The sequence below is a fragment of the Sphingobacterium sp. BIGb0165 genome (assembly GCF_024810095.1).
GTDB classification, from domain to species: Bacteria; Bacteroidota; Bacteroidia; order Sphingobacteriales; family Sphingobacteriaceae; genus Sphingobacterium; species Sphingobacterium detergens.
The window spans coordinates 123,805-150,297 of sequence record NZ_JANUEB010000010.1 but is presented as its reverse complement, the minus strand read 5'-3'; the positions used below and the strand labels follow the sequence as shown (position 1 = coordinate 150,297).

Sequence of the window (26,493 nt, the reverse complement as noted above, 5' to 3'; positions counted from 1 at the left end):
AAGATGTGCTTGGAGGGTGGTAATAGTGTGATGGTTTCAATAGTCTTTATTAGCATTGATTTATATTAATTCAGTCTCAAACTGAGCTAAGAAACGCGTATCATTTTCGGAGAACAGTCGCAAATCTTTGATCACATATTTAAGGTTTGTGATACGCTCGATACCCATACCGAAGGCAAAACCTGAATACTTTTTACTGTCGATGCCACAATTTTCAAGTACATTAGGGTCTACCATCCCACAACCTAAAATCTCTACCCAACCTGAATATTTACAAAGATTACATCCTGCACCTTTACAGATCGTACAAGAAATATCCATCTCCGCAGAAGGTTCTGTAAAAGGGAAATAAGAAGGACGGAAACGCACTTTAGTTCCCTCACCATACATCTCTTGAACAAAATGATATAAAGTCTGCTTCAAATCAGCAAACGAAACATTTTCATCCACATACAATCCTTCTACCTGATGAAAGAAACAATGCGCGCGGGCAGAAATGGCTTCGTTCCGATACACACGTCCGGGCATAATCGCACGGAAAGGTGGCTTACCAGCTTCCATCAGACGAACCTGAACAGAAGATGTATGCGTTCTTAGTGTAATATCGTTACCTTCTTGCTTTTTGATAAAGAATGTATCTTGCATATCACGCGCCGGATGCTCAGGAGGAAAATTCAACGCAGAGAAATTGTGCCAATCATCTTCAATCTCGGGCCCCTCAGAAACGATAAAGCCTAGCTTTTTAAAGATCTCAACGATTTCCTTGCGTACCAATGAGATCGGATGTCTAGACCCCAATTGAAATCCATTACCAGGCAACGTAAGATCACCTTCCATTTGTTGGGATTTCTGCTTCTCACCGGAACCAAATTTCTCTTGTGCTTCCTTGAATGTATTTTCTGCCAACTGCTTAAATTCATTCAGTACTTTCCCCAAAGTACGTTTTTCTTCAGGAGTAACTGTTTTGAATTCATCAAAAAGATTTTTCACGATCCCTTTGGAAACCAAAAACTTCAATCTGAAATTTTCTACATCGGCTGAAGAAGATGGCACAAACGCCTTAATTTCTTCAGTATACTGCGTAATTTTATCTTGCAACATAATTAGGACAAACATAGCCAAAATTTCCGCCAAAAAGAAATTTTCGCGATCTCTCAACTCGTGTCAAAAGCGCTCTTGTATAGAAAATCAGCATTTACGACTCGATGGGACAAAGGTCTTTGTAATCAACACTTTGAAAGCAAACAAACAGGTTTGATTCTTTTTTATGGTGGTTAAAAGGAATTAGAAATATCCCAGAAATCAAAAAGAGCAGATTTTTCATCTGCTCTTTTGCCCATAACTATATTTAATATAAAATGATAATCTTCTAATATTCAAAGCTACCTTTAAGTTCGATTAAAATGGAAGCGGATTATCCTCCTGATCGTTTTCGGTAAAATCAACTTCGATTTCTTTATCCTCAGCTTTCTGCGCCGGGGTACTTGCAACATTCCCCGTGTTAGCAGCTCCAGCAGGTTCAAAATCTGATTTCCGTCCCAAAAGGGTAAAAGTCTCAGCAACTACTTCAGTAGCATAACGTCTGATCCCCTCTTTATCTTCGTAGGTACGCGTACGTAATCGACCTTCGATATAGACCAATTTGCCCTTAGTAAGGTATTTTACCGCCACATCTGCCAAACCGCGCCACATGACAATATTGTGCCACTCGGTTTGTTCTACTCGTTTTCCGTCCTTGTTATACGTTTCTGAAGTTGCCAATGGGAAACTGGCAACGGAGACATTGCCTTCTAAATATCGAATTTCGGGATCTTTTCCAAGATGTCCCACTAAAATAACTTTGTTAACTCCTGACATAATTTAAAAGCATAAATGGTTAAAAATTGGATCTTTCCAAAAAGGTAAAGATCAACTTGTGTTTAGCTAATTTATCTAAATCTTTTAAAAATACATAATCCCAATTGGATTTTTTTTGATTTAGACCGCCCTCTAACCGCACTTCAAAGAATGTCGCATAAATATTCTGATGGCTCAGAATATGTTTAGTTTGCTTTTGCAGAAGTTTGATCTCCGCCTTATCCCCGAAATACTGGACAAATTGCTCATCTCCAAGGAGCTCGGGTATCGTTAATGTTTGATCAGACTCTATCAGGGGAAACTCGTATAAATTCTGCCAGACATCGCCTTCTCCGCGTTTTGACATCAAAATTTGCACATCGTCTTTAAGGATAAAATAATTAAAATACCGTTCTCTGCTTGCTTTGCCTTTAAGTTTAACCGGCAATCGATCAACCTCTCCCTTTAGCACGGCGTAACAAGATGTATTAAACATACAAGTAATACACAAAGGTTGCTTCGGCTTACAATGAATTGCACCAAAATCCATGATAGCCTGATTGTATAATGCCGGATGGTCCTGATCCAAATTTTCCTGAGCGATAGCCGTAAAAATTTTCTTTCCCTCAGTAGAATTGATCGCTGTGTCTATGCCATAATATCTTGACAGCACACGGAACACATTCCCATCCAATACTGCCTGGGCCTCATTGTTGGCAAAGGATGATATTGCGGCAGCAGTATATTCACCTACACCGGGAAGCTTTAGCAAGGTCTTATAGTCTACGGGAAAAATGCCGTTATATTCATCACGGACGATTCGTGCAGCCTTATGCATATTTCGTCCCCTTGAATAATAACCTAGTCCCTGCCAAAGGTGTAAAATATCATCTTCCTCTGCGTTAGCAAAGTCAACGACTGTCTCAAACCGTTCCACAAATCGTAAATAGTAAGGCAGGCCTTGTTCTACTCGAGTCTGTTGCAGGATAATCTCAGAGAGCCAAATTTTATAGGCGTCTCTTGTTTCCCGCCATGGTAAATCACGCTTATGCTGTTGATACCATCCCTGCAATTCCGCACCAAATGTCATAACAACAAAAATGCACAATTTTTCAGCATTTTCAAGCAGCGCACAAACAAAGAAAGATCGGCTTCCGCTATCAAATCAAAACCTAAAACAAACGTTCAAATACTCACCTCTTATTTTTTCGCATTGCGAAGCGACGTAATCTGTTCATCCGGTTCCAAAATGGCATTTTCCAAGGAAATGGAACCATTATATTTTTCTTTTAATGCCTGATACAAGCGTCCATCATAGGAGACAGCAAAGCGCCCATCAGCTTTCAGATACACGGGCAAATGACGATTGCCTACATCAAAACAGAATTCTCCGACCACAGAAAGATCCTGACTGTCAAGCAATACACAAAGACAAGGCAAGATATTGACCTGTATAAACAGATCTTCGCTATGATAGATACATTGTCCTGACTGTAAGGCCGTGCTGTCATCCCGTTGTATCTTTACCGTATTGCCCTTACGCGTTTTGCGGTGGATAACACGTTTATTCACTTCAAAGTAGGAAAGATCCAAGATATCCGATTCACGATTGAATTTAACATGCTCAAAATTGGGAATGGACTCAATGAGGATTTCGGTAGGCTCTTTCGATTTACGCATATCTCAGTCCTTCCTCCGTTTTACTCTTGCTTACCCTCTTTTTCCGCGGGCTGGCTGTACTTTTCTTTTTAGCGACAACGGCCTCTGCCGCAGCCACCTCTACCACAATCGACTCTGACACAACTGGCACAGGCTCAGCGCCCTCATTTTCGATAATTTCAGCTTCTTTTGACTCTGACAGTTTATGCATGGTAAAGTCCCAGCACAATTGCCCTAACATTTGCAGAAAATCATAGAGCAATTCACCATCAGAACCCAGCGCTCGTAGAATAACGACATCTGATGATGCCTGTGTAAATCCATAAGAGATGTCATTATATTCTACAGTCAATATTTCGTCAAGTTCGTTCTTTAGTTCCTGCGCGAAAAGAGCGGAGAATATAAAGGTCGCTTGATGTGTATAACCTTCAAAGAAGAGCATTTTCTGGATGGGCTGTTTTTTGGGTTGCAACAGCTGATTATCTATAAAGGCCAGTTTTCCTGATCTGAAAATCTTAGTCTGTGTATGCAAACGATCAAATTCAAATGCTTCTTTCATATAGATCCGCCCGACACTGATAATATCACCCCACATCAAAACCGCATCTTCGGCCAAATGAATATGATTGGTCGCCTTGAATATGGAGTCTTTAAAAGGCGTGACCGGATGCGGAATGTAATGCAATATTCCCCCCGAAGCCACCTGTACATCTGTATGTTGACTGGCACCGGTTTTCATCGGGTGCAATTTATTGAAAGACTGCGTAAACAGCTTTAATTGGGCCTCTTCCTTTACATGGACATCAATATGAAGATGATCTGTATCCATAATACCGGGTGATGCACTCATGATAATCATTTCCAGATGGTCAGTTAGATTCGCTGCTCCATAATGGGTCAATTTATAAGGTGCATTATGGTAGCTTTCTTTCAGCCTGCTTCTACCGTCCTCTTTGGCTACATTTAATACTATCTTACTATCCATATCCTATTGTTTTTAGCCTACTTGTTCTAATAAAGCGTATTCTTTGATCCATTTCTTTACATCTTCCAACCCTTCTAATGTCATCAGATTCGTAAAAATAAAAGGACGTTCTCCACGCATGCGCAATGTATCTCGGCGCATGACCTCCAAATCTGCATGTACATAGGGCGCCAAATCAATTTTATTGATCAACAACAAATCTGAGCGTGTGATACCGGGACCACCTTTGCGCGGCATTTTTTCTCCTTCGGCCACATCAAGAACAAAGATGGTCAAATCCGCTAAATCGGGGCTGAACGTTGCTGTCAGGTTATCTCCCCCACTTTCAACGAAAATAAGCTCCACGTCCTCAAAACGATTGGCCAATTCCTCCACCGCTTCAATATTCATCGATGCATCCTCGCGGATCGCGGTATGTGGGCATCCGCCAGTCTCTACACCAATGATACGTTCTGCTGGTAGAGCCGAATTTTGCTGTAGATACATTGCATCTTCACGTGTGTAAATATCATTTGTAACAACACAGATGCTATAATCTGCGGACATCGAACGTGTCAATCGTTCGATCAAAGCAGTCTTGCCCGATCCAACAGGTCCGGCAACACCAATTTTTACATAATTTCTTTTTGACGTCTTTTTCATCCTTAACTATTTATTTCATCACTTAGATGAAGTTTATGATGCTTAAAATTTACCTTGCTTAATCAGATAAAATAAGTTTTAAGTATAGCAGTAATCTTGCTTTTACGATATATAGATACGTGTATATAACTTTTCATGTTGCATACAACGGATATCTTGTGCGATACAACAATTACCGATTAAATCCTCTTCCAACGCTGGTTGCGCGATAACCAACTTATTGATTAATGGCTGCAACTTAAACAGAATCTGTTGTGCATCCATTTGACTAATAGGGACCAGTTTCGCGCAGTTGGTCATAATACCATTGAGTGAATTGTAATAAAAAGCACTCAATGCATCTGAATAACTAATCCCTTGCGCATGTGCAAACATGGCAAATGCCATTGCGTAATGCCCATGCAATTCTTGTGTATTTATTGCTTTTAAATAAGCTGAACAACGTTTAACCGGCTGCAATTTTTCAGTCAGCTTCAAGAAGCGTATTCCCAATTTTTTACTTGCATCCCGAATTTCATAAGGCGCTTTAAAGGCCGTGATCAAGGCATCTAATTCTGCTACCTTCTTCTTTGTTGCCTTTGTTTCGCATAATTGCCAAGTCTTATGAAAAAAGGCCGCATCGTTGTAATAGAAGCTATGTTCCAATAAAGTCTGTGCGTACTCTTTGGCAGTTTTGGAGTCGTGTACAAGACCTTTGGTTATATAGGTTTCCAATCCATAGGAATGTGTGAATCCTCCAATCGGAAAAACGGAATCATTGATCTGCATCAATGTCAACAATGGATTCATATTATATCTCCTTTGCTAGTGTGATTTTATTTTGCACTACGGCATACTGATGTATGCGCAATGTATGCGTGCGTTCAATTACCCGTGACTCTTTCGTTGGTGTAAATCCTGCCCGCTGTAATTGTTCCCATAGCGGATTTTCGTAAGCCGCTATGATTTCATGATCTTTGTTGATAAAAACAGGGATATGCTTATTGCCTATTTCTAAACATATTCTTGCCATATCCAATACATTTTTTGGTCGTACAACCAAACAAGGACAGGGCAATATTCGGACAACGATACGGAGTTCCTCGGTTTCAAACAGGATATCACCATCGAACAAAGAGTCTTCACCCAGATTTTTAAATCCGATCTCTCGGCCCTGAACGGTAAATCCCCGAATGACACGTCGCTCGGTATCAAACCATTCAAGCTCTAAAAAATCAAGTTCCGCAGCATCCTGCTCCTTACCTTCTGCCCAAATATTGCCTTTAATGTCTCTTGCTAAAATCATATATGCTGAATTAGAACAGGAAGTAACGTTGTGCCATTGGAAGCTCTTTTAATGGCTCACAAGTAGCTAAAACACCGTCCACTGTTACTTCATAGGTTTCTGGATTGACCACGATATTTGGTGTGGCATGATTATGTACCATATCCTTTTTCATCACTGTACGACAGCCTTCTACTGGCAAACATTTACGTGATAAATTCAATTTTTGGATATTTCCATTCTCTAAAGATATTTTTGAAACGAAGTTGAAACACAATTTTGACACTGCCTTACCATAGTTTCCAAACATCGGTCTGTAGATAATAGGCTGTGGTGTAGGGATAGAAGCATTCGCATCGCCCATTTTCGCACCTAGGATCATACCACCTTTGATAATCAACTCCGGCTTCACACCAAACAACTCTGGCTTCCACAAGATCAAATCGGCATATTTACCTGTCTCAATAGATCCGATATATTTATCAATACCATGCGCTTTTGCAGGATTGATTGTAAATTTGGACACATAACGTTTTACACGGAAGTTGTCATTATCCTTACCCTTATCTTCAGCCAGAGGACCACGTTGTATCTTCATTTTATGTGCCGTCTGGAATGTACGCGAGATAACTTCACCTACACGTCCCATCGCCTGACTATCCGAACTCATAATAGAGAATACCCCCATATCTTGAAGGATATCTTCAGCGGCGATCGTTTGCGGACGGATACGTGAATCTGCAAAGGCAACATCTTCTTTCACATTTTTATCCAAGTGATGGCAGACCATTAACATATCAAGATGCTCTTCTGCGGTATTCACTGTAAACGGTTTTGTCGGGTTGGTAGATGCAGGGAGAATGTTTGGATACATCGCAATTTTGATGATATCAGGTGCGTGTCCACCACCAGCTCCTTCTGTATGGAACGTGTGGATAACACGACCATCGATTGCGGCAACTGTATCTTCTAAGAAACCAGCTTCATTCAATGTATCCGTATGTATAGCCACCTGTACGTCGTACTTATCAGCAACTTTTAACGCTGCATCGATAGTCGCAGGCGTAGCCCCCCAGTCTTCATGGATTTTCACCCCTAATGCACCAGCTTCTATTTGCTCTTCGATCGGCTTAGTTGTCGAAACGTTACCTTTACCGAAGAAACCAACGTTGATCGGTAGGTTTTCAAACGCTTCAAACATACGCTCGATATACCATTTACCCGAAGTAACAGTTGTTGCCAGAGTACCATCTGCTGGACCGGCACCACCGCCGATAAATGTAGTTACACCTGAGTATAACGCAGTCTCGATCTGTTGTGGTGATATAAAGTGAATGTGTGTATCAATACCGCCAGCAGTAAGGATATAACCTGCACCACCATGCACTTCGGTAGAAGCTCCGATAATCATACCTTCGGTTACACCATCCTGTACGTCAGGGTTACCTGCCTTTCCGATTCCAACAATTTTACCATCCTTGATTCCGATATCAGCTTTCACAATACCCCAGTGGTCAATAATGATTACATTGGTAATACAGAAGTCTAAAACACCCTCATCACGCATGGCACGGGCAGATTGCCCCATACCATCCCGGATCGTCTTACCACCACCGAATTTATTTTCTTCGCCATATACGTTAAAATCTTTTTCAATTTCTATAAACAGCTCCGTATCAGCTAAACGCACCTTGTCACCCGTGGTCGGGCCAAAAAGAGCAGCATATTTTTCTCTAGGGATATAAAGTTCCCCATCAATATATTTAACAGATGATTTGTCTAAACCTAGTTTATCTAAACCAAGCGCATGTAGACCAACGGTAGATCCCAATGTCGTGAGTCCTACAACCTTAATCCATTCGCGTCTATTCCATCCTCCCATTCTATATTATTTAGATTGTCTGAATTTTAATTTTTTCATTTTCTCAACAGCTTTCGATTTGACATTTTGGTCCGTATACTTACCATTTGTCAATCCATTGAAACCGTGAATTTCTTTGCTTCCTCCAAATTCAACCAGTACAACAGACTTCTGTTCACCTGGTTCAAACCGTACTGCCGTACTTGCAGGAATATTCAAGCGCATACCAAATGCTTTTTCGCGGTCAAACGAAAGCAATTTGTTCGCTTCAAAAAAATGATAGTGCGAACCCACCTGAATCGGTCTATCGCCTTCATTTTTTACAACAACGCTAGTGGTTCTACGCCCCACGTTAGCCTTGATTTCTTCTTTTTTTAAAATGTATTCTCCTGGAATCATATGATTAAGATTTATTAACGAATAGGATCATGAACTGTTACCAACTTGGTACCGTCCGGAAAAGTAACCTCAATCTGCACGTCATGGATCATCTCAGGGACACCTTCCATCACCTGGCTTCTTTTCAATAAGGTCGTACCATAAGACATTAAGTCCGCAACAGACCGACCATCTCTTGCTTCCTCCATAATCTGAGCACTGATATAGGCAATACATTCAGGGTAATTTAGTTTCACCCCGCGCTTTAGTCGCTTTGCTGCCAATTCTCCTGCTAAATGCAATAGCAGCTTTTCTGTTTCTCTTGGTGTTAAACGCATAAAAAATAATTATTTGTTATTTTGTTAAAGGAATTATTACAAGACCGGAATTGTAAAATATGCTCCAAAGGCAACACGGTTATATTGACTTTTACCCATATCCATATGTCCCTTGTAGTTTACTGTATTACCTACATAACCAAGGTAGAATCGCAAATCCTGATTATGAAAAGGCTTATGTTGTAGGGTAGCAAAGTAGGTCCAGTTTTGACGGAAATTTTTGCCAACTTGATCGTCATATCTCGATCCGGCAGTCTCATAACCACCTTTCAGAGCGACCTCCCATTTTTCACTTAAAAATTGATCATATCGTACAATTGCCGAAGCGTAATTGGCATCCTTTGCCAAAACGCGTCCTGTCCCCGTACGTCCATAAAAGTCATTGATTGTCGATGATGCAATCAAGGCATGGTCAACACCTAGATAAGAATATTGCAGGTCTAAATAGACCATTTGCTTCGGCGTTTTAAACTTGTTTGCCAAAGAGATGGAATGATTGGTATGCCCCTTCGCAAACTGAGAGATATTATAGGACCATTTCGTATTGATTTTTTTATCCATAAAGGCTCCTACCCAAGTAAAGTAAGCACCCATTGGCACATCAGATCGCTCTAAATCACCTACTGCAAAACCATTTTTGGTATGCACATCCATAAAACTATCGTTTGTCGTATTATAAACTTGTGCATGTAAGGAATGATTAGGGTTAACTTCATAGGACAATGTTCCCCCGACCACAAATAAATTCAGGATACGGTCAACATAATCCGTGAATTTATACTCGTAAATAGGATTATTTTCAAACTCGTAGCTACCTACGATAGCACTCTGTTTACCCGCTGTGACGGACCATTTCAGATCCTTTCCAAACTTGTATTTGATATAGGCCATATCCAATGCCCTTGATCCATTGTCCTGACTGGTTGGTGCAAATGATCTATTCAGACGAAAACGTACTTTATACGAAAGCTGATCATTGTAATCACCGCTCATCAAGATGCGGGCATCGTCCAAATTTGCTTTTGCCTGACCGGAGCCATCGCTGTTATCAGCCTGCAGGCCTGCACGCAGCAAAACATCCAATTGAAATGATTTTGCCCTAGCTGGTTCTTTTGACAATAAACTACTTCTGGATAATAAGCTATTTCTTTCTGCTGGAATGGAATCTGTTGGAGCCTGTTCCTGCGCATGTAATGCCGCAATGCCCAAACCCAACGTTGTAATAAGTGAAAGTGTTTTTTTCATCCGTATAACTTGCTTTTTGTTGGTGATGAAGCTATCAGATTTATTCCTTTATAGGTTTGAATAAATCGTGATGGTTTCATATGATATACCTATCTCTGGTACAAGTATATCACGGCAAATTAAAAATGGAATAAGGATGAGATTAAAATGAGATTAGAAAGCAATTTTAGGCAGCGTGACAACAACCTGGGTACCTTGCCCTTCTGCAGAATAAAGGTTGAGCTCAGCGCCATGAAGATCGAAGATATTCTTGGCTAAAACAAGCCCCAGGCCATTTCCATAGATATCCCCGACATTGGAAGCACGATAAAACGAAGTAAAAATATGGGGCTGATCTTTCTGCGGAATTCCGATCCCTTTATCAAATACTTTAATTGTAATATTTCGGTCATTACAGCTAATAGCAACCTGGACCTGCTCACCATTGCCATATTTATACGCATTGGAGATAATATTGCTAAATGCAATATAGAACAGATCGGGATTAGCAAATACAGTTAGCTCATCGCTATCCTCAGGGATTTGAGTAAGATCAAATGACAACCTAAAATCTTTATGAATGCTTCGTTCCGCCTTATAAATTTCATAGAGCAATTCGTCAATGCGAATGAGCACTTTATTATCTACCTCTCCTTTAAAGCCCATACGGGATAATTGAAGGAGATTATTAATAATGAGTTCCATCTTATCCGCATACTTGGAAATCGTCTCCAATGAATAGTAGGCTTCGTGTTCTTTGGGGATTAGATTTCGTGCAAGTTCGGCCTCACCACCAATAATTGTTAAAGGAGTCTTTAATGAATGGGATGCATTTCCGATAAAACTCTGCTGGGACTGTACAGAAATATCCAAACGACTGAGCATCGAGTTGAGGTTTGCAATTAATACCCCTAGCTCATCTTTGGCATTGCTGAATTTACTGGACAGTCTATAATCCAGATTAGCAATATCCACTTTTCCCAAATCACTGTTGATATCTTTTATAGGCTTTAGTAGTCGATCTGCAAAATAAAATGACATGAGGATAATCAATAGAATTGCTAAGAATCCACCTGTGATCAAGGTACGATCCAATTGTCGTTGTTCATCATGGCCATATTCATCAACTCCTTCCGACACAACAATTAAATTATCGTGATGGAGTTGATCTTTAAAAAACACCGCTACAAACGCAGTTTCATTATGCATGTACCTACCTTTGCCGTACCGCAGCACATCTTTATAGAAGCTCATGGGCATGGGTAAATTGGGTTTAAAACGGATACTGTCACTGCCTTTTACCACACGGAGCAAATGATCTGTTCCTTCAGATAGCTGTTTGAGGTATTTACGTTTTACTTGAATATAGAGTTCCTTGTTTTCTTCCTTCTGGTTGACAATATGGTCACCTACGATGACCGCGTTTTCTTCTAACCGGTGAAAAAACTTGGTCTGCAAACTATCATAGGTAAAATAAGAGACATACAAGGCAAAGACAACAAGCAGAAGCGTGCTGATAATAGAAAATAAGAGTACAATCTTGGTCCTAATTTTCATGACGGATAACATAGCCCATACCAATAACTGTATGGATCAGTTTACGGGCAAATTGTTTGTCAATTTTTTTACGTAAATAATTGACATAAACATCCACAACATTGGTACTTAAATCGACATCCATACCCCATACTTCCTCCAGGATGTCTATTCGTGTCAATACCTTATTCCGATTGAGCATCAAGAATTCCAGTAAGCGGAATTCGGTGGCTGTAAGTATGATTGGAGATTCTCCACGTTGAACAGATTTACTATCCCGATCCAATTGCAGATCATCAAATGTCAAGACATTCTTTTGTTCGGTCACCGTTTTGGACTTACGGCTATAGCGATTTATACGAGCCTTTAGTTCCTCCAAGCGAAACGGTTTGGTCAGGTAGTCGTCCGCATCACGTTCAAAAGCTTCCACAATATCTTCGGTTTGGTTCAATGCAGTGAGGATAATAATCGGAACTTCATTATTGGACATCCGGATGTTTTTACACACATCAAGACCATTCATGCCGGGAAGCATAACATCCAACAAGATGAGGTCATAATGATTTAATCCGGCCATTTTTAGACCTGTATAGCCATCCATTGCAATGCTAATGTTATAGCCTTCTTCCTTTAGCCCTCTTTCTATCAAGGATATGACCGACGGTTCGTCTTCTATAAGCAGTAGTTCCACAGATATTGTTTTAAAAAGTAAATTTAAGGTTTGTAAAATACGAAAATATCGCTGCACGTCTTACCTAAGCTACTGAATACCATGAAAATCACAAACTCTTGACTTTTATATGATATTTTCTTGATGATAGAAACGCGCACATTATTTTCCAATCTACTATCATCGCCTATTTTACAAAATGGCATTTGGATACAATATTATCAAAATTTCTGCATGATTTTTCTCAATCGGCAAAAGATTATTTTACAAACCAACCAAATTTCAATACTTTCGTATCTTAATTTGTATTTCCAATGAAACATTTTTTCCTTTGCATAGCCTTTTTCACATTAGTTTTTGTTAAAATAAGTTCGGCTCAACAAAAGGTCTTTAAAATAACTTATCAATTTGCCGACCCCGAAACAGGTACAGATACATCAGCTTCTGAATTTATCAAAATTTTGGCCGGAAACGGAGAGGCATTGATGCACGCCTATATTTGTAAGGACCAAATGCGTGTAGAAAGTTTGCTGTTTGGAAAATCCATACAGATCAGCAACATCAAAGACGAGACTTCTTATCTGATAGACGAAAATAGCAAAACATATACTTCAACGGATCTTGCTTCCGGTAAGCTTATTGAAACATCAGCGGGTGGAGATTACGTTTACTCTAGTGATTTTGAAATGAGCTTAATTCCGAATGAAAAGAAAGTTATCGCAGGATTGTCCTGCAAAAAAGCAACATTTAATCTAGCTGGCAGTAAGGATAAACAGACTGAAATCACGGTCTGGTATGCAGAGCAATTGCCTAAATTATATTGGGGAACCTATGACTACCTTGAAAAGGTACCCGGAGCAGCGCTATCTATCGGTGCCGCAGGTTTAGGAATCCAAGCGACGAAAGTTGAAGAAGTCCCTTACGATACGGCATTATTCGAAATTCCAGAAGGTTATGAAGAAGGAGAAGCAGAAGAAACTGCGACCGACTCTGCTCTAAATGATCATTTATCTTGGTATCAAGATCCCAATACTGAATTTTTTGGCGTACAGGATAGCTTAGGCAATAAACTCACGCCAGCAAAATATGCTTCAATCTATGCGTATGTTGGTGATTATGCAATCGTCACCGATGCAGCTCAAATGTTCGGCCTGATCGACTTACAAGGAAAAGAAGTTATTCCTTGTCAATACGAATCGTTGAGTTTAGATACCGAAGGTGCGCCATTAGTATTTATGAAAGATCAGAAGTATGGTCTGTTGGATAACAGCGGCAAACTATTACTTGCTGCAAAATATGATTTCATCTCCGTCCCAAGTTTAAGCTATGCCTTATATAACGAAGGAGACTTTACTGGTGTACTCGATCTAAAAGGGAATGTATTGATTCCTGCGAAATACGAAACTATTGCGGAGTATCGCGACAATCTAGCACTGATTGTCGAAAATCTAACCTATCAGTTAGTTGACAAATCCGGCAAAAAATTGTTACCTACAGGTCAGGAATATTTATCTTTTGCCGGCGAGAAATTATTATTGGTTTTTAAAGACAACAAGTATGGATATCTCGACTACAGTGGCAAAGTGGTCATTCTTTTTAAATTCCAAAATGCACAACCCTTTGAAAATGGATTAGCCTTGGTCAGCGAAGACCTGGAGAATTTTTACTATATTAATGCAAAAGGAAAGTTTATAAAAAAGTATGAAGAGTAATCCACAAACATTCTATCTTTCAACATTGCATCGCGGGAAATACATGTTTATTCTATTGACCTCGATTCTATTGATAGGGATAGGGATGTCGAAAGTTCCGATTCAAGAAATTTATAAGATCATCATCGCTCTTTTGATGGTTCCCCTTGCACTGTATTTTGCGATCAAGTGTTCTACATTGGACTCCACATGGCGGTTGGATGAAGATACACTCACCGTCAGCAATTCAAAAAAAACAGTTGAATTTCCATTGAGCAACATTTCACATATTCGAAATCTCAGGCGCTCCGGCGGCAATTTGATTATTATAAACCAAAACAAAGGCTCCGCTTTTCGTACCTGGCGTAATAAATTATTTCAGAAAGAAGATGATCTGCCCCTATTGACCCAAGCAATCAAAGAGGCTAATATTGAGTATTACGATATGTAATAACATACATTCGACGGTAACATTTGTTACCGTTTTTTGTAATAGCGGTATGTACCTTTGTCATATAAATTAAGAACAAGCTATGTTATTGGAATACATCAAACAACCATGGCCTTGGTATATTTCAGGGCCTTTAATTGCATTAGTCATGTACTTATTGCTAAAACAAGGAAAAGATTTCGGGATGTCGAATAATCTGCGAACGATGTGTACGGTATTAGGTGCCGGTAAATCATCCTCTTTTTTTCGCTTCGACTGGAGGACGCAATCCTGGAACCTTCTTGTGGTACTCGGGACCGCCATTGGAGGATTCATTGCCCATTACTTTTTAAGCGACGGCTCCGCTGCGCAAATCAATGCAAAAAGCATAGCTGACCTCAAAGAACTGGGAATAATAGATCATCTACAGGGCTATCTTCCCGAATCTATCTTTATTTTTAATGGTTCTTGGTTTCAGTTTTTAATACTAAGCATTGGTGGACTATTGATTGGCTTCGGGACAAGATATGCCGGAGGCTGCTCCTCTGGACACGCCATCTCAGGACTCAGTAATTTCCAGCTTCCCTCTTTAATTGCTGTCATTGGCTTTTTTATAGGTGGAATTATCATGGTTCACTTCTTATTTCCTTTAATCTTCGCATAAATGAAAGCAGTAAAATTTATATTGATCGGGATCTTATTTGGGATCATTTTATACAAATCAGAAGCAGCTTCATGGTATCGCATTTATGAGATGTTTCAGTTTCGCTCTTTCCATATGTATGGCATGATCGGTACGGCGCTCGCAACAGCGATTATCATTGTACAAATTATCAAACGGAAACAGATTAAAGACAGCAATGGGATGCAGATTGCATTTCAGGCTAAAGACAAAAGCATCACACGCTATCTGGTCGGTGGTACCATTTTCGGACTGGGCTGGGCATTGTCAGGAGCCTGTCCGGGGCCTATGTTTGCATTGATCGGCTCAGGCTATTGGACATTAGGCATTGTACTGATCTTCGCCATCCTGGGGACATGGATCTATGGTTTAATTAGACACAAGCTACCTCATTAAGCCGAGAATAGATGATCATGAGTCTGTGGGTATAACAATAGCATTTGATTTAGCAAAAATGGAACTACTATTTATAATTGGCTTTTTATTGGCGATATTGGTTGGGCTATCAATGGGTTTGATGGGGAGTGGCGGCAGTATTTTAACACTACCGATCTTCGTGTACCTATTTCATATTGAGCCCCAATATGCGCTTGATTATTCCCTGTTTTCCATTGGAATACTGGCCATAATCGGCTCAATTAAACCCCTGACCAGAGGCGAAATAGATCTAAAAACCACAGCATTCTTTTTGGTTCCGTCTTTACTCTCGGTCTACTTGACCAAGCGCCACCTATTGGCTGCCATACCAGCGCAATTTGATCTTGCGGAAATAACGGTCTCCAGAAATCACGTTATTATGCTGCTGTTTTCGATTGTTATCCTGATTTCCGCGCTGGCAATGATCCGCAGAAGGAAACAGGTCGAAATACCAGCTGTCACGATGCATATTGGTCAAGTCCTCAGAATAATTATCGCGGGCCTGCTTGTCGGTGTCATGACAGGACTTGTCGGTGCCGGAGGCGGCTTTATTATTGTACCCTCGTTGGTACTCCTTTTGGGGATTCCATTAAAACAGGCTATCGCGACATCGCTATTCATCATTGGGTTAAACGCCTCCTTTGGTCTGGTTGCAAACTACCAGCTATTGAACCATATGAATTGGCCGATATTGCTTACTTTTACGTTAATCACTTTAATAGGCCTTCAGATTGGTTCCAAATGGAAAGACAAATTGGAGGTGGTACGACTACAGGGGATCTTTGGTTATTTCCTGATCAGTATCGGTATCCTAATTCTTACTTTCGAAATCATTCAATTCGTAAATCACTAAAAATCATATGTTATGTTTTTTCAACACATTTTCGAGTCATCTTTAGCACATTCAAGTTATTTAATTGGCTGTCAGGCCAAAGGTGTTGCCATGGTAATTGACCCTAAAAGAGATGTCGACACTTACTTAGAGATTGCAGCAAAAAACAATTTAAAAATTACACATATTGCCGAAACACATATCCATGCTGATTATCTCTCCGGAACATTGGAATTAGCCGAACTAACAGGCGCCCAATGTTACCTTTCCGACGAAGGAGGCGAAGATTGGCAATATGAGTTTCCCCATATCGGATTAAAAGATGGTGATCAGATCCATCTTGGAAATCTAATTTTTAAGGTGCTCCATACCCCTGGACATACGCCTGAGAGTCTTAGTTTTGTTTTAATTGACACGCCAGCAACAATGGATCCGGTGATGATATTTACAGGTGATTTTGTATTTGTTGGAGACATTGGCCGTCCAGATCTTTTGGAGAATGCCGCTGGATTTATTGGTACCAAAGAAGTTGGTGCACAGCAGATGTTTAAGTCTTTACAGCATTTTTTGACTTTACCAGATTATATCCAAGTGTGGCCTGCCCATGGCGCTGGATCAGCATGCGGCAAAGCATTGGGTGCTGTACCTAGTTCAACGGTTGGTTATGAACGGATACGCAACTGGGCGTTTCAATATCAAAATAATGAAAGTGATTTTGTTGCGGAACTCTTAGAAGGACAGCCTGAGCCGCCGCGCTATTTTGCCATGATGAAGAAACTCAACAAAATCATGCGTCCGCTACAGACGAGCGTACCTCAGTATCCCAAGCTTTCGATGGAAGAATTCACCAGACTGTATCAGTCAGGTACCACAGTCATCGATACACGACATAAATTTGATTTTGCGAAAGGTTATCTTCCCAACAGCATCAACATACAACATAATCGGACATTCAACACCTGGGCCGGCTGGATACTGGATTACACAAAGCCATTTATTCTTATCATAGATGAAAACGAACAGGACGAAATTGCACGTAAATTAATGCGCATAGGTCTTGACAATGTTGTCGGATATATTACAGTCGACGCCATTCCACAATTGGGAATTCCTTTGGAACAACAACAGCTTATCGGATTTCAGGAAATGAATGATGTCCTTGACAATCCCAACGTTCAGATTCTCGATGTCAGGAATACAGCCGAATTTACAGCAGGACATCTACCACATGCCACACATCTCTTTGTTGGAACAATTGAAGACAATCTAGACAAAATTGATCGCACAAAAGAATTATACCTGCATTGTCAATCTGGAGACCGGGCGACAATTGCAGCTTCGATCTTAGCTAAAAATGGGATTAAAGACATTAAAATATATAGTGCGTCCATCAATGACTGGAAAGCAAAAGGTGGTCTATTAGTTAAATAGCCTGTTGAATAAAATAGCTCCAGAAATAAATCCTGGAGCTATTTTATTTTCACATAATCTCAGTCATTCAGCTGCTTCTATAAGCTATTCCTGTTAATTCGAAGAAATTCAATAACCTCATCTTTCTTTTCCTCCATCTTTCCTTTCTTCTCCACGAATTGATGATTATAGATGGTCAGGTATTGATGGTCATCGGTATCCGATTCGTACACTTCTGCCGTTGCAAAAGAAAAATGCTCTTCTTCATCGGAAAGATGATCGTAGACATAGGCAAAATCATGATTGGCCAATGTGTTCGCCGTAGCATCTTTGTCCTCAACAAACTTTAATCGCCCCGGTAAAATCCGTTTGTTCATCCAGATCTCGTCTTTCTCTGAAAAAGGATAAATGGTAATACCCCGAAAAGCCATGATGATTGGCGTAATAAGGATAATTCCCATTTCGATTCCCCATACGGCCCAAAGCATCGCTCCAGAAACAGGTGATTTCTTCAGTGTAAATGTACCAACCTCATTTAGCCCCTGTAGTGCCTCCCAGATAAAAGAGGGGTGCATAAAAAATGCTTTAAAGCCTTCTAGGCTAAAAGAAGATTTTACCCAGGTGTCTCCACCCATGGTACCTTCAGCATTATACATCAACGAAACAAACAAAGCCCACTGTGCATAAAAACCAACTATAGCAACGATCAGTGTGATGAGAATCGCAACACCTTTATTCCTGAGCTTCCATTGTTTGAAACAAAAATTAAGCAGATAAAACAGTCCTGCGCCAAATCCAAGTGTGATAAAGACATTGAAATAGACAATCGGAATAAACCACTGTAAGGCGATATAGACTATTGCCAAAATAATTGATCCTACAATACCTAATACAAGCGAACCGATTAATGCGAAAGCAGGCACCTTCCCCGAAGGTTTATAATACAGATTTTCCATAAATTTATTTGTAATATTTGGTAACTCATCAGATAAATTTTCTAACCAAAACCAAGCCAATTATTAATAATCAAATCACTTTTCGTCAAGATTTGATGACATTTACCTCGATTGGGATGATTAATCGGCATTTCTTGAGACAATTTTGTAAGTTTGGAACATGAAAATCAAAATATTGTCCTTTCTAGCACTTATATGTGTCATAAATATTGGAGGACAGGAAGTAAAGGCCCAGAGAAAAGGATTCTGGCAGCAGAAGGTTGACTATACAATGGATGTCAACGTGGATGAAAAAGCTTATCAATATGATGGAAAAATGGCTTTGAAATATAGCAACAATTCAGGCCAATCCTTAAAAAAAGTCTATTTTCATTTATATTTTAACGCATTCCAACCAGGATCAATGATGGATTACCGGTTGAAAAATATCAGTGATCCAGATAAACGGATGGTATCAAATATTGGCACCAAAGAAAAACCAATATTGCAAAGCCGTATCGAAACCTTACAACCAAACCAGATCGGTTACCAAAAAATAAAAAGCCTCAGCATGAATGGGGTCAATACAAGCTATAAGATTGACGGCACCATACTAGAAGTCACCCTACCCACTGCGATCCAGGACGGAGAAACAGCTAGTTTTAATATAGAATGGACCGCACAGGTACCTGAACAGATCCGGAGGTCAGGTCGCAATTCGGCAGAAGGCGTGGCGCTTTCTATGGCACAATGGTATCCGAAGATGGCACAGTTCGATGAATTTGGCTGGCATCTCGATGAATATATCGGCCGTGAGTTTATAGCCCCTTTCGGCAACTTTGACGTCACTATACACCTCAACAAGAATTATGTTGTCGGTGCATCAGGTGTTCTTCAAAATCCAGATGAGGTAAAAGGCTATCAGGAAAAAGCCAAGGTAAAAGCCAGCAATGGTAAGGCTACATGGCATTACAAAGCCCAAAATATTCACGATTTCGTTTGGGCTGCAGATCCCAAATTTGTTGTAGACTCAGCAGCTAGCAAAAATGGAATCAAAGTGTATACGGTTTACCTTCCTACTGACAAAGAGGTCATTTCAAATTGGAAGACAGCTCTGGGCCTATCTACTGAATTTTTCGATTTTTGCAGCGCTAAGTTTGGTACGTACCCATGGCCAACTTACACCATCATCCAAGGCGGTGACGGTGGTATGGAATATGGAACAGCAACCTTGATTACCGGAGGTCGTAATCTGAAAAGCCTTGTTGGTGTAATTTTTCACGAATCTGCTCACTCCTGGTATCAACATTTATTTGGAATCAATGAAACCGTAGATGAGTGGTTTGATGAAGGATTTACTTCCTATGTGGAAGAATTGGCCATGCAGCATCTCTTCGAAAAAAGGGGAGCCATTGCATCCAATCCTCTTATCGATGCTTATCGGGCTTATTATAAATTAGCGCTTTCGGGCAAGGAAGAGCCGATGAGCCTGCTTGCGGATTATTACAATACAAATTATGGGTATAGTAATGAGGCTTACAATAAGGGTGCTGTGCTAGCGGAGCAATTAGGCTACATTATCGGCCAGGAAAATCTAGAGAAAACCTTTTTGAAATTCTACGACATCTGGAAATTCAAACATCCTACACCGAATGATTTCAAACGTGTTGCAGAGGATGTATCCGGAATAAACCTGAAGTGGTATTTCAATTTGTTCATCAATACGACACGCCAAATTGATTATGCAATTGGCAATGTGACTGATTCAGAAATTCAACTGCTCAATAAATCAAACTTTGCGATGCCACTCGATATACTTGTAGAATATCAAGATGGAAGCAAAGAGCTATTTTACATCCCTTTACGTGAAATGCGCGGTGAAAAACCGGAGGAAAATTTTGAGGTCTACAAGGGTATAAAACGCACGGTACTGAAGGATTGGTTCTGGACAAACCCTGAATATAAAATTTCAGTCAATAAGGTACCAAAAACAATCACAATAGATCCATCGCTTCGACTTGCGGATGTAGAATCAGCGAACAATAGCCTCACACGCTAATTCAAATGCTGAAAAAATAAGCATCTATAAACAGATTGATGTTCCTTTGATGAGATCATAAAAATCATAAAGAGCTGTATCATACTAAAAATTTGATACAGCTCTTTTATTATACCTTCAACGGAATGACCATATTCCAGGTCCGTTCAAACTGATAAGACTCGGTTCCATCTCCTGTAGCCGCAAAAAGATGAGTCGGTTTTCCATTTTCAAATAGTAAAAATGGTCGTTCAAAATTAGCTTGATGACTGACCGTACCATCATTCCAACGGATTGTCTTGGAATAGGCTTTGACCGCTTTTGACAGATGCCAATCAATTCCATCTTTCGAATATGCATGGATACCGCCACCCTCTTCCCCACAGATTTTACCATAGCGGTCTTTCATAATCAATTCAAAATGCTGACCATTATGCCATACGAAAGGATCTTCCACATCATTTTCATGATTTTGATCGCTATGGAAAGAAAAAATAGGTTTATCAGATAAACGAAGATATGGTCCCAAGAACGATTCGGCTTGCGCTGCCCCCAATAGCAAAGGGGGATTATAATTCACAGGTGATGATTTATAGATCAGATATACCTTTCCATCGGGCAAAACGACCGGAGAAGGATTGGATGTTATGGAAGCGTCCCACTCGCCTTGCCTCGGATTCAAAATGGGCTGATCGACGCGCTTCCAAGGACCTGATATCGACTTTGAATAAGCCATTCCGATGCGTTTATGCATCCAGGCTTTCTGCCCCAGCCCCGATTCCCAAACATTCTCGGAATAACTAGGATTGGGCTCCTCATAATTGTTTCCAAAATAATAAAGTACATAATAGTCACCGTTTTTAACGATCCGGGGATTGTGGGTTGTACAACCATCAAAATACTTTTTCCCACGGGCAGGCAATACCACCTCAACAAATTCGTAAGGCCCCTCGGGTGTATCAGCAATCGCACGCACGACTTCCGAATTGGTCACCCAATTACCAAAGCCATATTTTTTGCTCCAACGTGATGCAAACATATGATATCTACCATCTTCCCCCTTAATCACTGAAGGATCCCATATCCAATAATCTGCCATGGCAAATCCACCTCCTTTTGGTGCTGGGAGCAACTTATCGATAAATGCTTCTTCATACCGATTATCCACAGCAAATCCTTGTTGTGAAAGCAGTAGCATACTCGATGCACCAATGACATTTTTCAGAAAGTCACGACGGGAAGATATTTTCATAAGATTGGTTTTTTGATTATGTAAAATGAATCTGACCATCAAGATAGAAAATAACTCCTTTGTTGTCAAACTCTTTATCTCCTATTTTTAAAAGACTATTTCCAAAAATAACCCCATTCAACATCGAGATGACATAACACTGGCTGTTGCTCACCAATAAAAATATCCAAGAGGATAGGGGAAACGACTCCCCAAATGGAAGAAAAAATATGAATAAACGCCGAAGTTGCACCAGTCTTGGTATATTTGTGCCCATGATTTACATCCATATCCCATTCTGCAAACAGGCTTGCCATTATTGTGATTTCCATTTCAGTACTTCACTGCAATACAAGACCGAAATGGTTAACGCCCTTTTGCGAGAAATCGAACTTAGGTCTCCCTATTTGGAAGACAGAAAAGTTGAATCCATCTATTTTGGTGGTGGGACGCCCTCCCTGTTGGAGGCGGACGAAATCTCAAGGATCATTGATGCTGTTGCCAAACAATTTGACATAAGTGATCAGGCTGAAATTACGTTGGAAGCCAATCCAGATGACCTCAATGCCGCAAAAGTGAATGCATTAAGATCAACTCCCGTGAATAGGTTCAGTATAGGGGTACAGTCTTTTTTTGAGGAAGATCTGAAATGGATGAATCGGGCGCATACCAGACAGGAGGCATCCGCAGCAATCATGCGTGTACAGGATGCGGGATTTGAGAATATCACCTGTGACCTTATTTATGGCTACCCCTTGTTGACGGATGAAAAATGGCGTTACAATATGCAACAACTGATCGATTTTGCGATCCCCCATATTTCTTCCTATTCAATGACTGTGGAAGCTAAAACAGCACTAGATCATTTCATCAAGAAGGGTATGAGTCCGGCCATTGATTCAGATCAGGCGGCCGATCAGATGAACCTGCTGATCGACACATTGAAAGGTGCGGGTTATGAACAATATGAAATTTCCAATTTTGCTAAAAATGGTTTATATGCACGTCATAATACAAACTATTGGAAAGGCAAACATTATCTAGGTATCGGCCCTTCGGCCCATTCATTCAATGGTCATTCCAGATCTTGGAATATCGCCAATAATGCCAAGTATATCGGTTCGATACAGACCAACCAGCTCCCCTTGGAGATCGAGCATCTATCTGTTCGCGATCAGATTAACGAGTGTATTATGACCTCACTGCGCACCATGTGGGGGCTTGATCTGCAGCAGTTAGAAAAGAATTTTGATTACTCTGTTAGAAGCAAAATAATGGAAGATGCCGCACCATTTCTCGAGCAGCAACAATTAATTTTAGACGATAATAAATTAAGATTAACAGATTCTGGCAAACTAATGGCGGACCATATCATGTCCGAATTATTTATTATTGAAAATTAACAACAAAACAGTCTAAAAAATTATCAAAACAATAATGGTAAGTGTATTTTCATTTCAATAATTACGAAAATGAAAATCAAATCACTTTTTTAGCGCTGTTTATACTATGTTTGCAACATAATCTATTATAAAAATATTATGTTACATAGTCCTTCTTTTGATTCAGAAATCAAAAGTTACAGAGAGCAGCAGAATGCAGCTGTTGAACTGATTCAAATCATTAGTAATCTTTGGTATAACCAGGCCATTGAGCTCGTTCTGTTCAGAGAGCAGCTTGTTGATGAAAAAGTAAGTGTGATTCTCAACCACCTCCGGGAAAGCACTGTCCTTACTGGCAGTATACTGACCATATTTGATCTATTGAATGTCGCCCGTGTATTGGAAAAATCAAATCTGGCTCCCGCTCGAATTGATATCGGTAAACTTGCGACCAAAGCCACAAACGACCAGATCAATGTGGAGGATTTGTCTTCTTTTATTTTCAATGAATTAGAGGGAATCGCCGAGTGGCAGGAATTAACACCACGCGATGTTGTGCTCTATGGTTTCGGTCGTATTGGTCGTCTGCTGGCACGCGAACTTATTAATAAATCGGGTTCTGGCAAGCAACTTCGTCTAAGGGCAATAGTTACCAGGGACCCCAATGATTCCAAATCGTTGTTAAAAAGGGCTGCTCTCCTGAAAAGCGATTCTATACATGGGGAATTTGAGGGTGAAGTTTATACAGACCCTGAAAAAAATGCGCTAATTATTAATGGTATCACGGTCAACGTCATCTCTGCTAAGCAACCTGAAGATATTGATTATACAGCATACGGCATCAATAATGCATTGGTTATCGATAATACAGGTGCCTTTCGTGATGAAAAAGAACTTGCACGCCATTTAACCTCTAAAGGTGCTTCTCAAGTATTGTTGACGGCACCTGGCAAAGGTGTGCCCAACATTGTTTACGGTGTAAACGAAAGCACAATAGATCTGGAAAAACATGCTATCTTTTCAGCAGCCTCCTGTACCACAAATGCTATTGCGCCAGTTTTGGCCGTCCTCGAAGAGAAAATAGGTATCCTGAAAGGTCATATAGAAACGATCCATTCCTATACGAATGATCAAAATCTGGTGGATAATATGCACAAAAAATCCAGGAGAGGTCGTGCTGCGGCCCTGAACATGGTTATTACGGAGACTGGGGCCGGCAGTGCTGTTTCAAAAGTCCTTCCAACATTAACAGGCAAACTCACTTCCAACGCAATCCGGGTGCCTGTCCCTAATGGGTCATTAGCAATACTAAATTTAGAATTGACATCAACAATATCTCTGGAACAAATAAACACACTCTTAAAAACGAGTGCATTAGAAGGTAATCTTGTCGAACAGATTAAATTCTCAAACAATGATGAGCTTGTATCTACTGATATTATAGGCACAACAGCTGCAGCTGTCGTTGATGGACCAGCAACCATTGTTTCAGCTGATGGTAAAAATATTGTACTCTATGTATGGTATGACAATGAGTATGGCTATTCCCATCAAGTTATGCGTTTATCGCGGCATATTGCGGGTGTAAGAAGATATACGTATTATTAAAATTCAATTTCCAATATAAAAATAGGGTATCCAAAATGATCGGATACCCTATTTTTCTTTAATTTCTTTCGTCTACCCAAAGCGTCTCTTTTTCAGCTATTCAACTCCCAGCTAGTTTGCTTTTTACCTTTTAAGTCACTTTCTTCATATTTTTATAAATTGGCATTCTTCAAATATTTCATGATAATAGGTGTGCCGCCCGCTTTTTGCTGTACATATTGGCGCGCAGATCTCGCTGCCTCTGCACGTTTTGATTGATCCTGCAATCGTTCAAAGGTATCCATAAGTCCCTTAATGTCAGCAAATGAAAAGCCTCCCCCCAGTTCGATCAGATCTTTCGCTTCCTGAAATTTCTTAAAATTGGGGCCAAATAGTACAGGCATTCCATAGGTTGCCGCTTCCAGTGTATTATGTATCCCCACACCAAATCCGCCACCGATATAGGCGACCTGACCATAACCATACAAAGAAGACAAAAGTCCAATATTGTCTATGATCAATACTTTTGCTTCCGTTAAAATTGCCCTGTCATATTCTGTCATTTTTGAAAAACGAAGGGCTGCAGGCCACAGATTTAATATACTGACAATATGGCCTTCATTGATCTCGTGTGGCGCTAAGATCAGCTTATATTCTTGAAACCGTTGGAGCAGTTCCTTCAATAATTTCTCATCCTCAGGCCAGGTACTTCCAGCCACCAAAACAGGAGCCGCTCCTACGAAATCTGCAATCAACGGTATGTCTTTTCGAACCTTAGGCAGGTCGATCACACGATCAAAACGTGTATCACCTGCTAATCCCGCATTTCGAATTCCATATTCTTTCAACAAACGCACGCTTTCCTCATTCTGAACAAAGAAATAAGTCACAAAGCCTAGAATTTTCAGAAAAAAAGTACCATAAGCCTGAAAGAAAATCTGTTCCGGTCTAAAAATTGCCGAAACAAGAAATAATGGAATAGACCTGCTGTCTAAACCTTCAAAATAATAATACCAATATTCATATTTCGTAAAGACTGCAAATGAGGGATTGATCAGGTCTAAAAACAGCCGTGCATTTTGGGCAGTGTCATAAGGTAAATAGAAAACATGATCCGCCAGATTGGTATTCTTTCTGATCTCATAGCCTGAAGGAGAATAAAATGTTACAATTATTTTATGGCCCAAATAATTATTTTTCACCGCCTCCAAAACAGGTCTGCCCTGTTCAAATTCACCCAATGAGGCGAAGTGAAACCAGATATGTTTTTGACTAGAGTCAACCGATTGTTTCATCCGCAAATACCAGTCTTTTCGCCCTGTTACCATGAGGCGCGCTTTGGCGTGAAAAGGGGCCAAAATACGCAATAAGAGTCCATAAAGAAAGATTCCAATTGAATAAAGCAAACGCATGTTGTTAAAATAATGTTTATCTTAGTCAAAGATATCAAACCCATTTCATTAAT

General features: G+C 40.2%; 26 protein-coding genes and 1 pseudogene. 9 read left to right on the top strand and 18 right to left on the bottom strand.

What is annotated here, in order from left to right:
• Positions 1-60 precede the first annotated feature (60 nt).
• The 14 genes and pseudogenes from pheS to M2408_RS22095 form a co-directional block, all read right to left on the bottom strand.
• Positions 61-1,101, bottom strand: a complete 1,041-nt coding sequence (gene pheS / locus M2408_RS22160; RefSeq protein WP_104385292.1) for a phenylalanine--tRNA ligase subunit alpha — start codon at positions 1,099-1,101, stop codon at positions 61-63.
• A gap of 297 nt (positions 1,102-1,398) precedes the next feature.
• Positions 1,399-1,857 (bottom strand): single-stranded DNA-binding protein, encoded by a 459-nt coding sequence (locus tag M2408_RS22155; protein WP_120261823.1) that lies wholly within the window; start codon positions 1,855-1,857, stop codon positions 1,399-1,401.
• A 19-nt stretch (positions 1,858-1,876) separates the two neighbouring features.
• The gene (gene mutY, locus M2408_RS22150) at positions 1,877-2,926 is read right to left on the bottom strand and encodes an A/G-specific adenine glycosylase (protein ID WP_259186720.1); all 1,050 of its coding nucleotides are present in this window, start codon (positions 2,924-2,926) and stop codon (positions 1,877-1,879) included.
• A gap of 110 nt (positions 2,927-3,036) precedes the next feature.
• A complete protein-coding gene (locus tag M2408_RS22145) occupies positions 3,037-3,516 on the bottom strand; it encodes an urease accessory protein UreE (RefSeq protein ID WP_259186717.1) in 480 nt (159 codons plus the stop codon).
• Positions 3,509-4,480: an urease accessory protein UreD gene (locus tag M2408_RS22140; protein WP_259186715.1), complete on the bottom strand. Its 972-nt coding sequence runs from the start codon at positions 4,478-4,480 to the stop codon at positions 3,509-3,511. Before M2408_RS22140 ends, M2408_RS22145 begins: the two co-directional genes overlap by 8 nt.
• A gap of 12 nt (positions 4,481-4,492) precedes the next feature.
• The gene (gene ureG, locus M2408_RS22135; protein WP_120261827.1) at positions 4,493-5,122 is read right to left on the bottom strand and encodes an urease accessory protein UreG; all 630 of its coding nucleotides are present in this window, start codon (positions 5,120-5,122) and stop codon (positions 4,493-4,495) included.
• Positions 5,123-5,224: 102 nt separating this feature from the next.
• Entirely contained in the window at positions 5,225-5,911 is a 687-nt protein-coding gene (locus M2408_RS22130; protein WP_120261828.1) for an urease accessory protein UreF, read from the bottom strand.
• A 1-nt stretch (position 5,912) separates the two neighbouring features.
• Positions 5,913-6,407, bottom strand: a complete 495-nt coding sequence (locus M2408_RS22125) for an urease accessory protein UreE (protein WP_259186709.1) — start codon at positions 6,405-6,407, stop codon at positions 5,913-5,915.
• Positions 6,408-6,417: 10 nt separating this feature from the next.
• Positions 6,418-8,268: an urease subunit alpha gene (gene ureC / locus M2408_RS22120; RefSeq protein WP_259186707.1), complete on the bottom strand. Its 1,851-nt coding sequence runs from the start codon at positions 8,266-8,268 to the stop codon at positions 6,418-6,420.
• Between the two features lie 81 nt (positions 8,269-8,349).
• Positions 8,350-8,646: pseudogene (gene ureB, locus M2408_RS22115) on the bottom strand (urease subunit beta); the annotation flags it as partial.
• 14 nt (positions 8,647-8,660) lie between these two features.
• Positions 8,661-8,963, bottom strand: coding sequence for an urease subunit gamma (gene ureA / locus M2408_RS22110; RefSeq protein WP_046674789.1), 303 nt, complete (start codon positions 8,961-8,963; stop codon positions 8,661-8,663).
• 36 nt (positions 8,964-8,999) lie between these two features.
• Positions 9,000-10,208 (bottom strand): OprO/OprP family phosphate-selective porin, encoded by a 1,209-nt coding sequence (locus M2408_RS22105; protein WP_259186690.1) that lies wholly within the window; start codon positions 10,206-10,208, stop codon positions 9,000-9,002.
• 153 nt (positions 10,209-10,361) lie between these two features.
• Positions 10,362-11,744, bottom strand: a complete 1,383-nt coding sequence (locus M2408_RS22100) for a cell wall metabolism sensor histidine kinase WalK (protein WP_259186689.1) — start codon at positions 11,742-11,744, stop codon at positions 10,362-10,364.
• Positions 11,734-12,414 (bottom strand): response regulator transcription factor, encoded by a 681-nt coding sequence (locus M2408_RS22095; RefSeq protein ID WP_077438218.1) that lies wholly within the window; start codon positions 12,412-12,414, stop codon positions 11,734-11,736. The genes M2408_RS22100 and M2408_RS22095 overlap by 11 nt, the downstream gene beginning before the upstream one ends.
• A gap of 293 nt (positions 12,415-12,707) precedes the next feature.
• Here M2408_RS22095 and M2408_RS22090 point away from each other — a divergent pair, with 293 nt between their 5' ends.
• The 6 genes from M2408_RS22090 to M2408_RS22065 all read left to right on the top strand — a co-directional run bounded on the left by M2408_RS22090 (position 12,708) and on the right by M2408_RS22065 (position 17,876).
• Positions 12,708-14,105 (top strand): WG repeat-containing protein, encoded by a 1,398-nt coding sequence (locus tag M2408_RS22090; RefSeq protein WP_259186686.1) that lies wholly within the window; start codon positions 12,708-12,710, stop codon positions 14,103-14,105.
• Positions 14,095-14,535 (top strand): hypothetical protein, encoded by a 441-nt coding sequence (locus M2408_RS22085; protein ID WP_259186684.1) that lies wholly within the window; start codon positions 14,095-14,097, stop codon positions 14,533-14,535. Before M2408_RS22090 ends, M2408_RS22085 begins: the two co-directional genes overlap by 11 nt.
• Before the next feature lie 148 nt (positions 14,536-14,683).
• Positions 14,684-15,178: a YeeE/YedE family protein gene (locus M2408_RS22080; RefSeq protein WP_259186683.1), complete on the top strand. Its 495-nt coding sequence runs from the start codon at positions 14,684-14,686 to the stop codon at positions 15,176-15,178.
• On the top strand, positions 15,179-15,592 hold the full coding sequence (locus tag M2408_RS22075) for a DUF6691 family protein (protein WP_120261836.1): 414 nt from the start codon (positions 15,179-15,181) through the stop codon (positions 15,590-15,592).
• Positions 15,593-15,650: 58 nt separating this feature from the next.
• Entirely contained in the window at positions 15,651-16,466 is an 816-nt protein-coding gene (locus M2408_RS22070; RefSeq protein WP_259186682.1) for a sulfite exporter TauE/SafE family protein, read from the top strand.
• 12 nt (positions 16,467-16,478) lie between these two features.
• Complete coding sequence (locus M2408_RS22065) at positions 16,479-17,876, top strand: rhodanese-like domain-containing protein (protein ID WP_259186681.1); 1,398 nt, start codon at positions 16,479-16,481, stop codon at positions 17,874-17,876.
• A 77-nt stretch (positions 17,877-17,953) separates the two neighbouring features.
• Here the strand turns inward: M2408_RS22065 and M2408_RS22060 are convergent, their stop codons facing one another.
• Positions 17,954-18,811 (bottom strand): hypothetical protein, encoded by an 858-nt coding sequence (locus M2408_RS22060; protein ID WP_259186680.1) that lies wholly within the window; start codon positions 18,809-18,811, stop codon positions 17,954-17,956.
• A gap of 160 nt (positions 18,812-18,971) precedes the next feature.
• Here M2408_RS22060 and M2408_RS22055 point away from each other — a divergent pair, with 160 nt between their 5' ends.
• Positions 18,972-20,849 carry a M1 family metallopeptidase gene (locus M2408_RS22055; protein WP_259186679.1) on the top strand — a complete coding sequence of 626 codons (1,878 nt, stop codon included), beginning with the start codon at positions 18,972-18,974 and terminating at the stop codon, positions 20,847-20,849.
• A gap of 109 nt (positions 20,850-20,958) precedes the next feature.
• Here the strand turns inward: M2408_RS22055 and M2408_RS22050 are convergent, their stop codons facing one another.
• Positions 20,959-22,080 carry a glycoside hydrolase family protein gene (locus tag M2408_RS22050; protein ID WP_259186678.1) on the bottom strand — a complete coding sequence of 374 codons (1,122 nt, stop codon included), beginning with the start codon at positions 22,078-22,080 and terminating at the stop codon, positions 20,959-20,961.
• Between the two features lie 95 nt (positions 22,081-22,175).
• Positions 22,176-22,391 carry a hypothetical protein gene (locus tag M2408_RS22045; protein ID WP_259186960.1) on the bottom strand — a complete coding sequence of 72 codons (216 nt, stop codon included), beginning with the start codon at positions 22,389-22,391 and terminating at the stop codon, positions 22,176-22,178.
• Here M2408_RS22045 and hemW point away from each other — a divergent pair.
• The gene (hemW, locus tag M2408_RS22040) at positions 22,290-23,462 is read left to right on the top strand and encodes a radical SAM family heme chaperone HemW (protein WP_310447504.1); all 1,173 of its coding nucleotides are present in this window, start codon (positions 22,290-22,292) and stop codon (positions 23,460-23,462) included. The genes M2408_RS22045 and hemW overlap by 102 nt on opposite strands.
• Positions 23,463-23,600: 138 nt before the next feature.
• Positions 23,601-25,049 carry a glyceraldehyde-3-phosphate dehydrogenase gene (locus M2408_RS22035; RefSeq protein WP_259186677.1) on the top strand — a complete coding sequence of 483 codons (1,449 nt, stop codon included), beginning with the start codon at positions 23,601-23,603 and terminating at the stop codon, positions 25,047-25,049.
• A 152-nt stretch (positions 25,050-25,201) separates the two neighbouring features.
• Here M2408_RS22035 and M2408_RS22030 read toward each other — a convergent pair whose 3' ends face one another.
• Positions 25,202-26,440 (bottom strand): 3-deoxy-D-manno-octulosonic acid transferase, encoded by a 1,239-nt coding sequence (locus M2408_RS22030; protein ID WP_259186675.1) that lies wholly within the window; start codon positions 26,438-26,440, stop codon positions 25,202-25,204.
• Positions 26,441-26,493 lie beyond the last annotated feature (53 nt).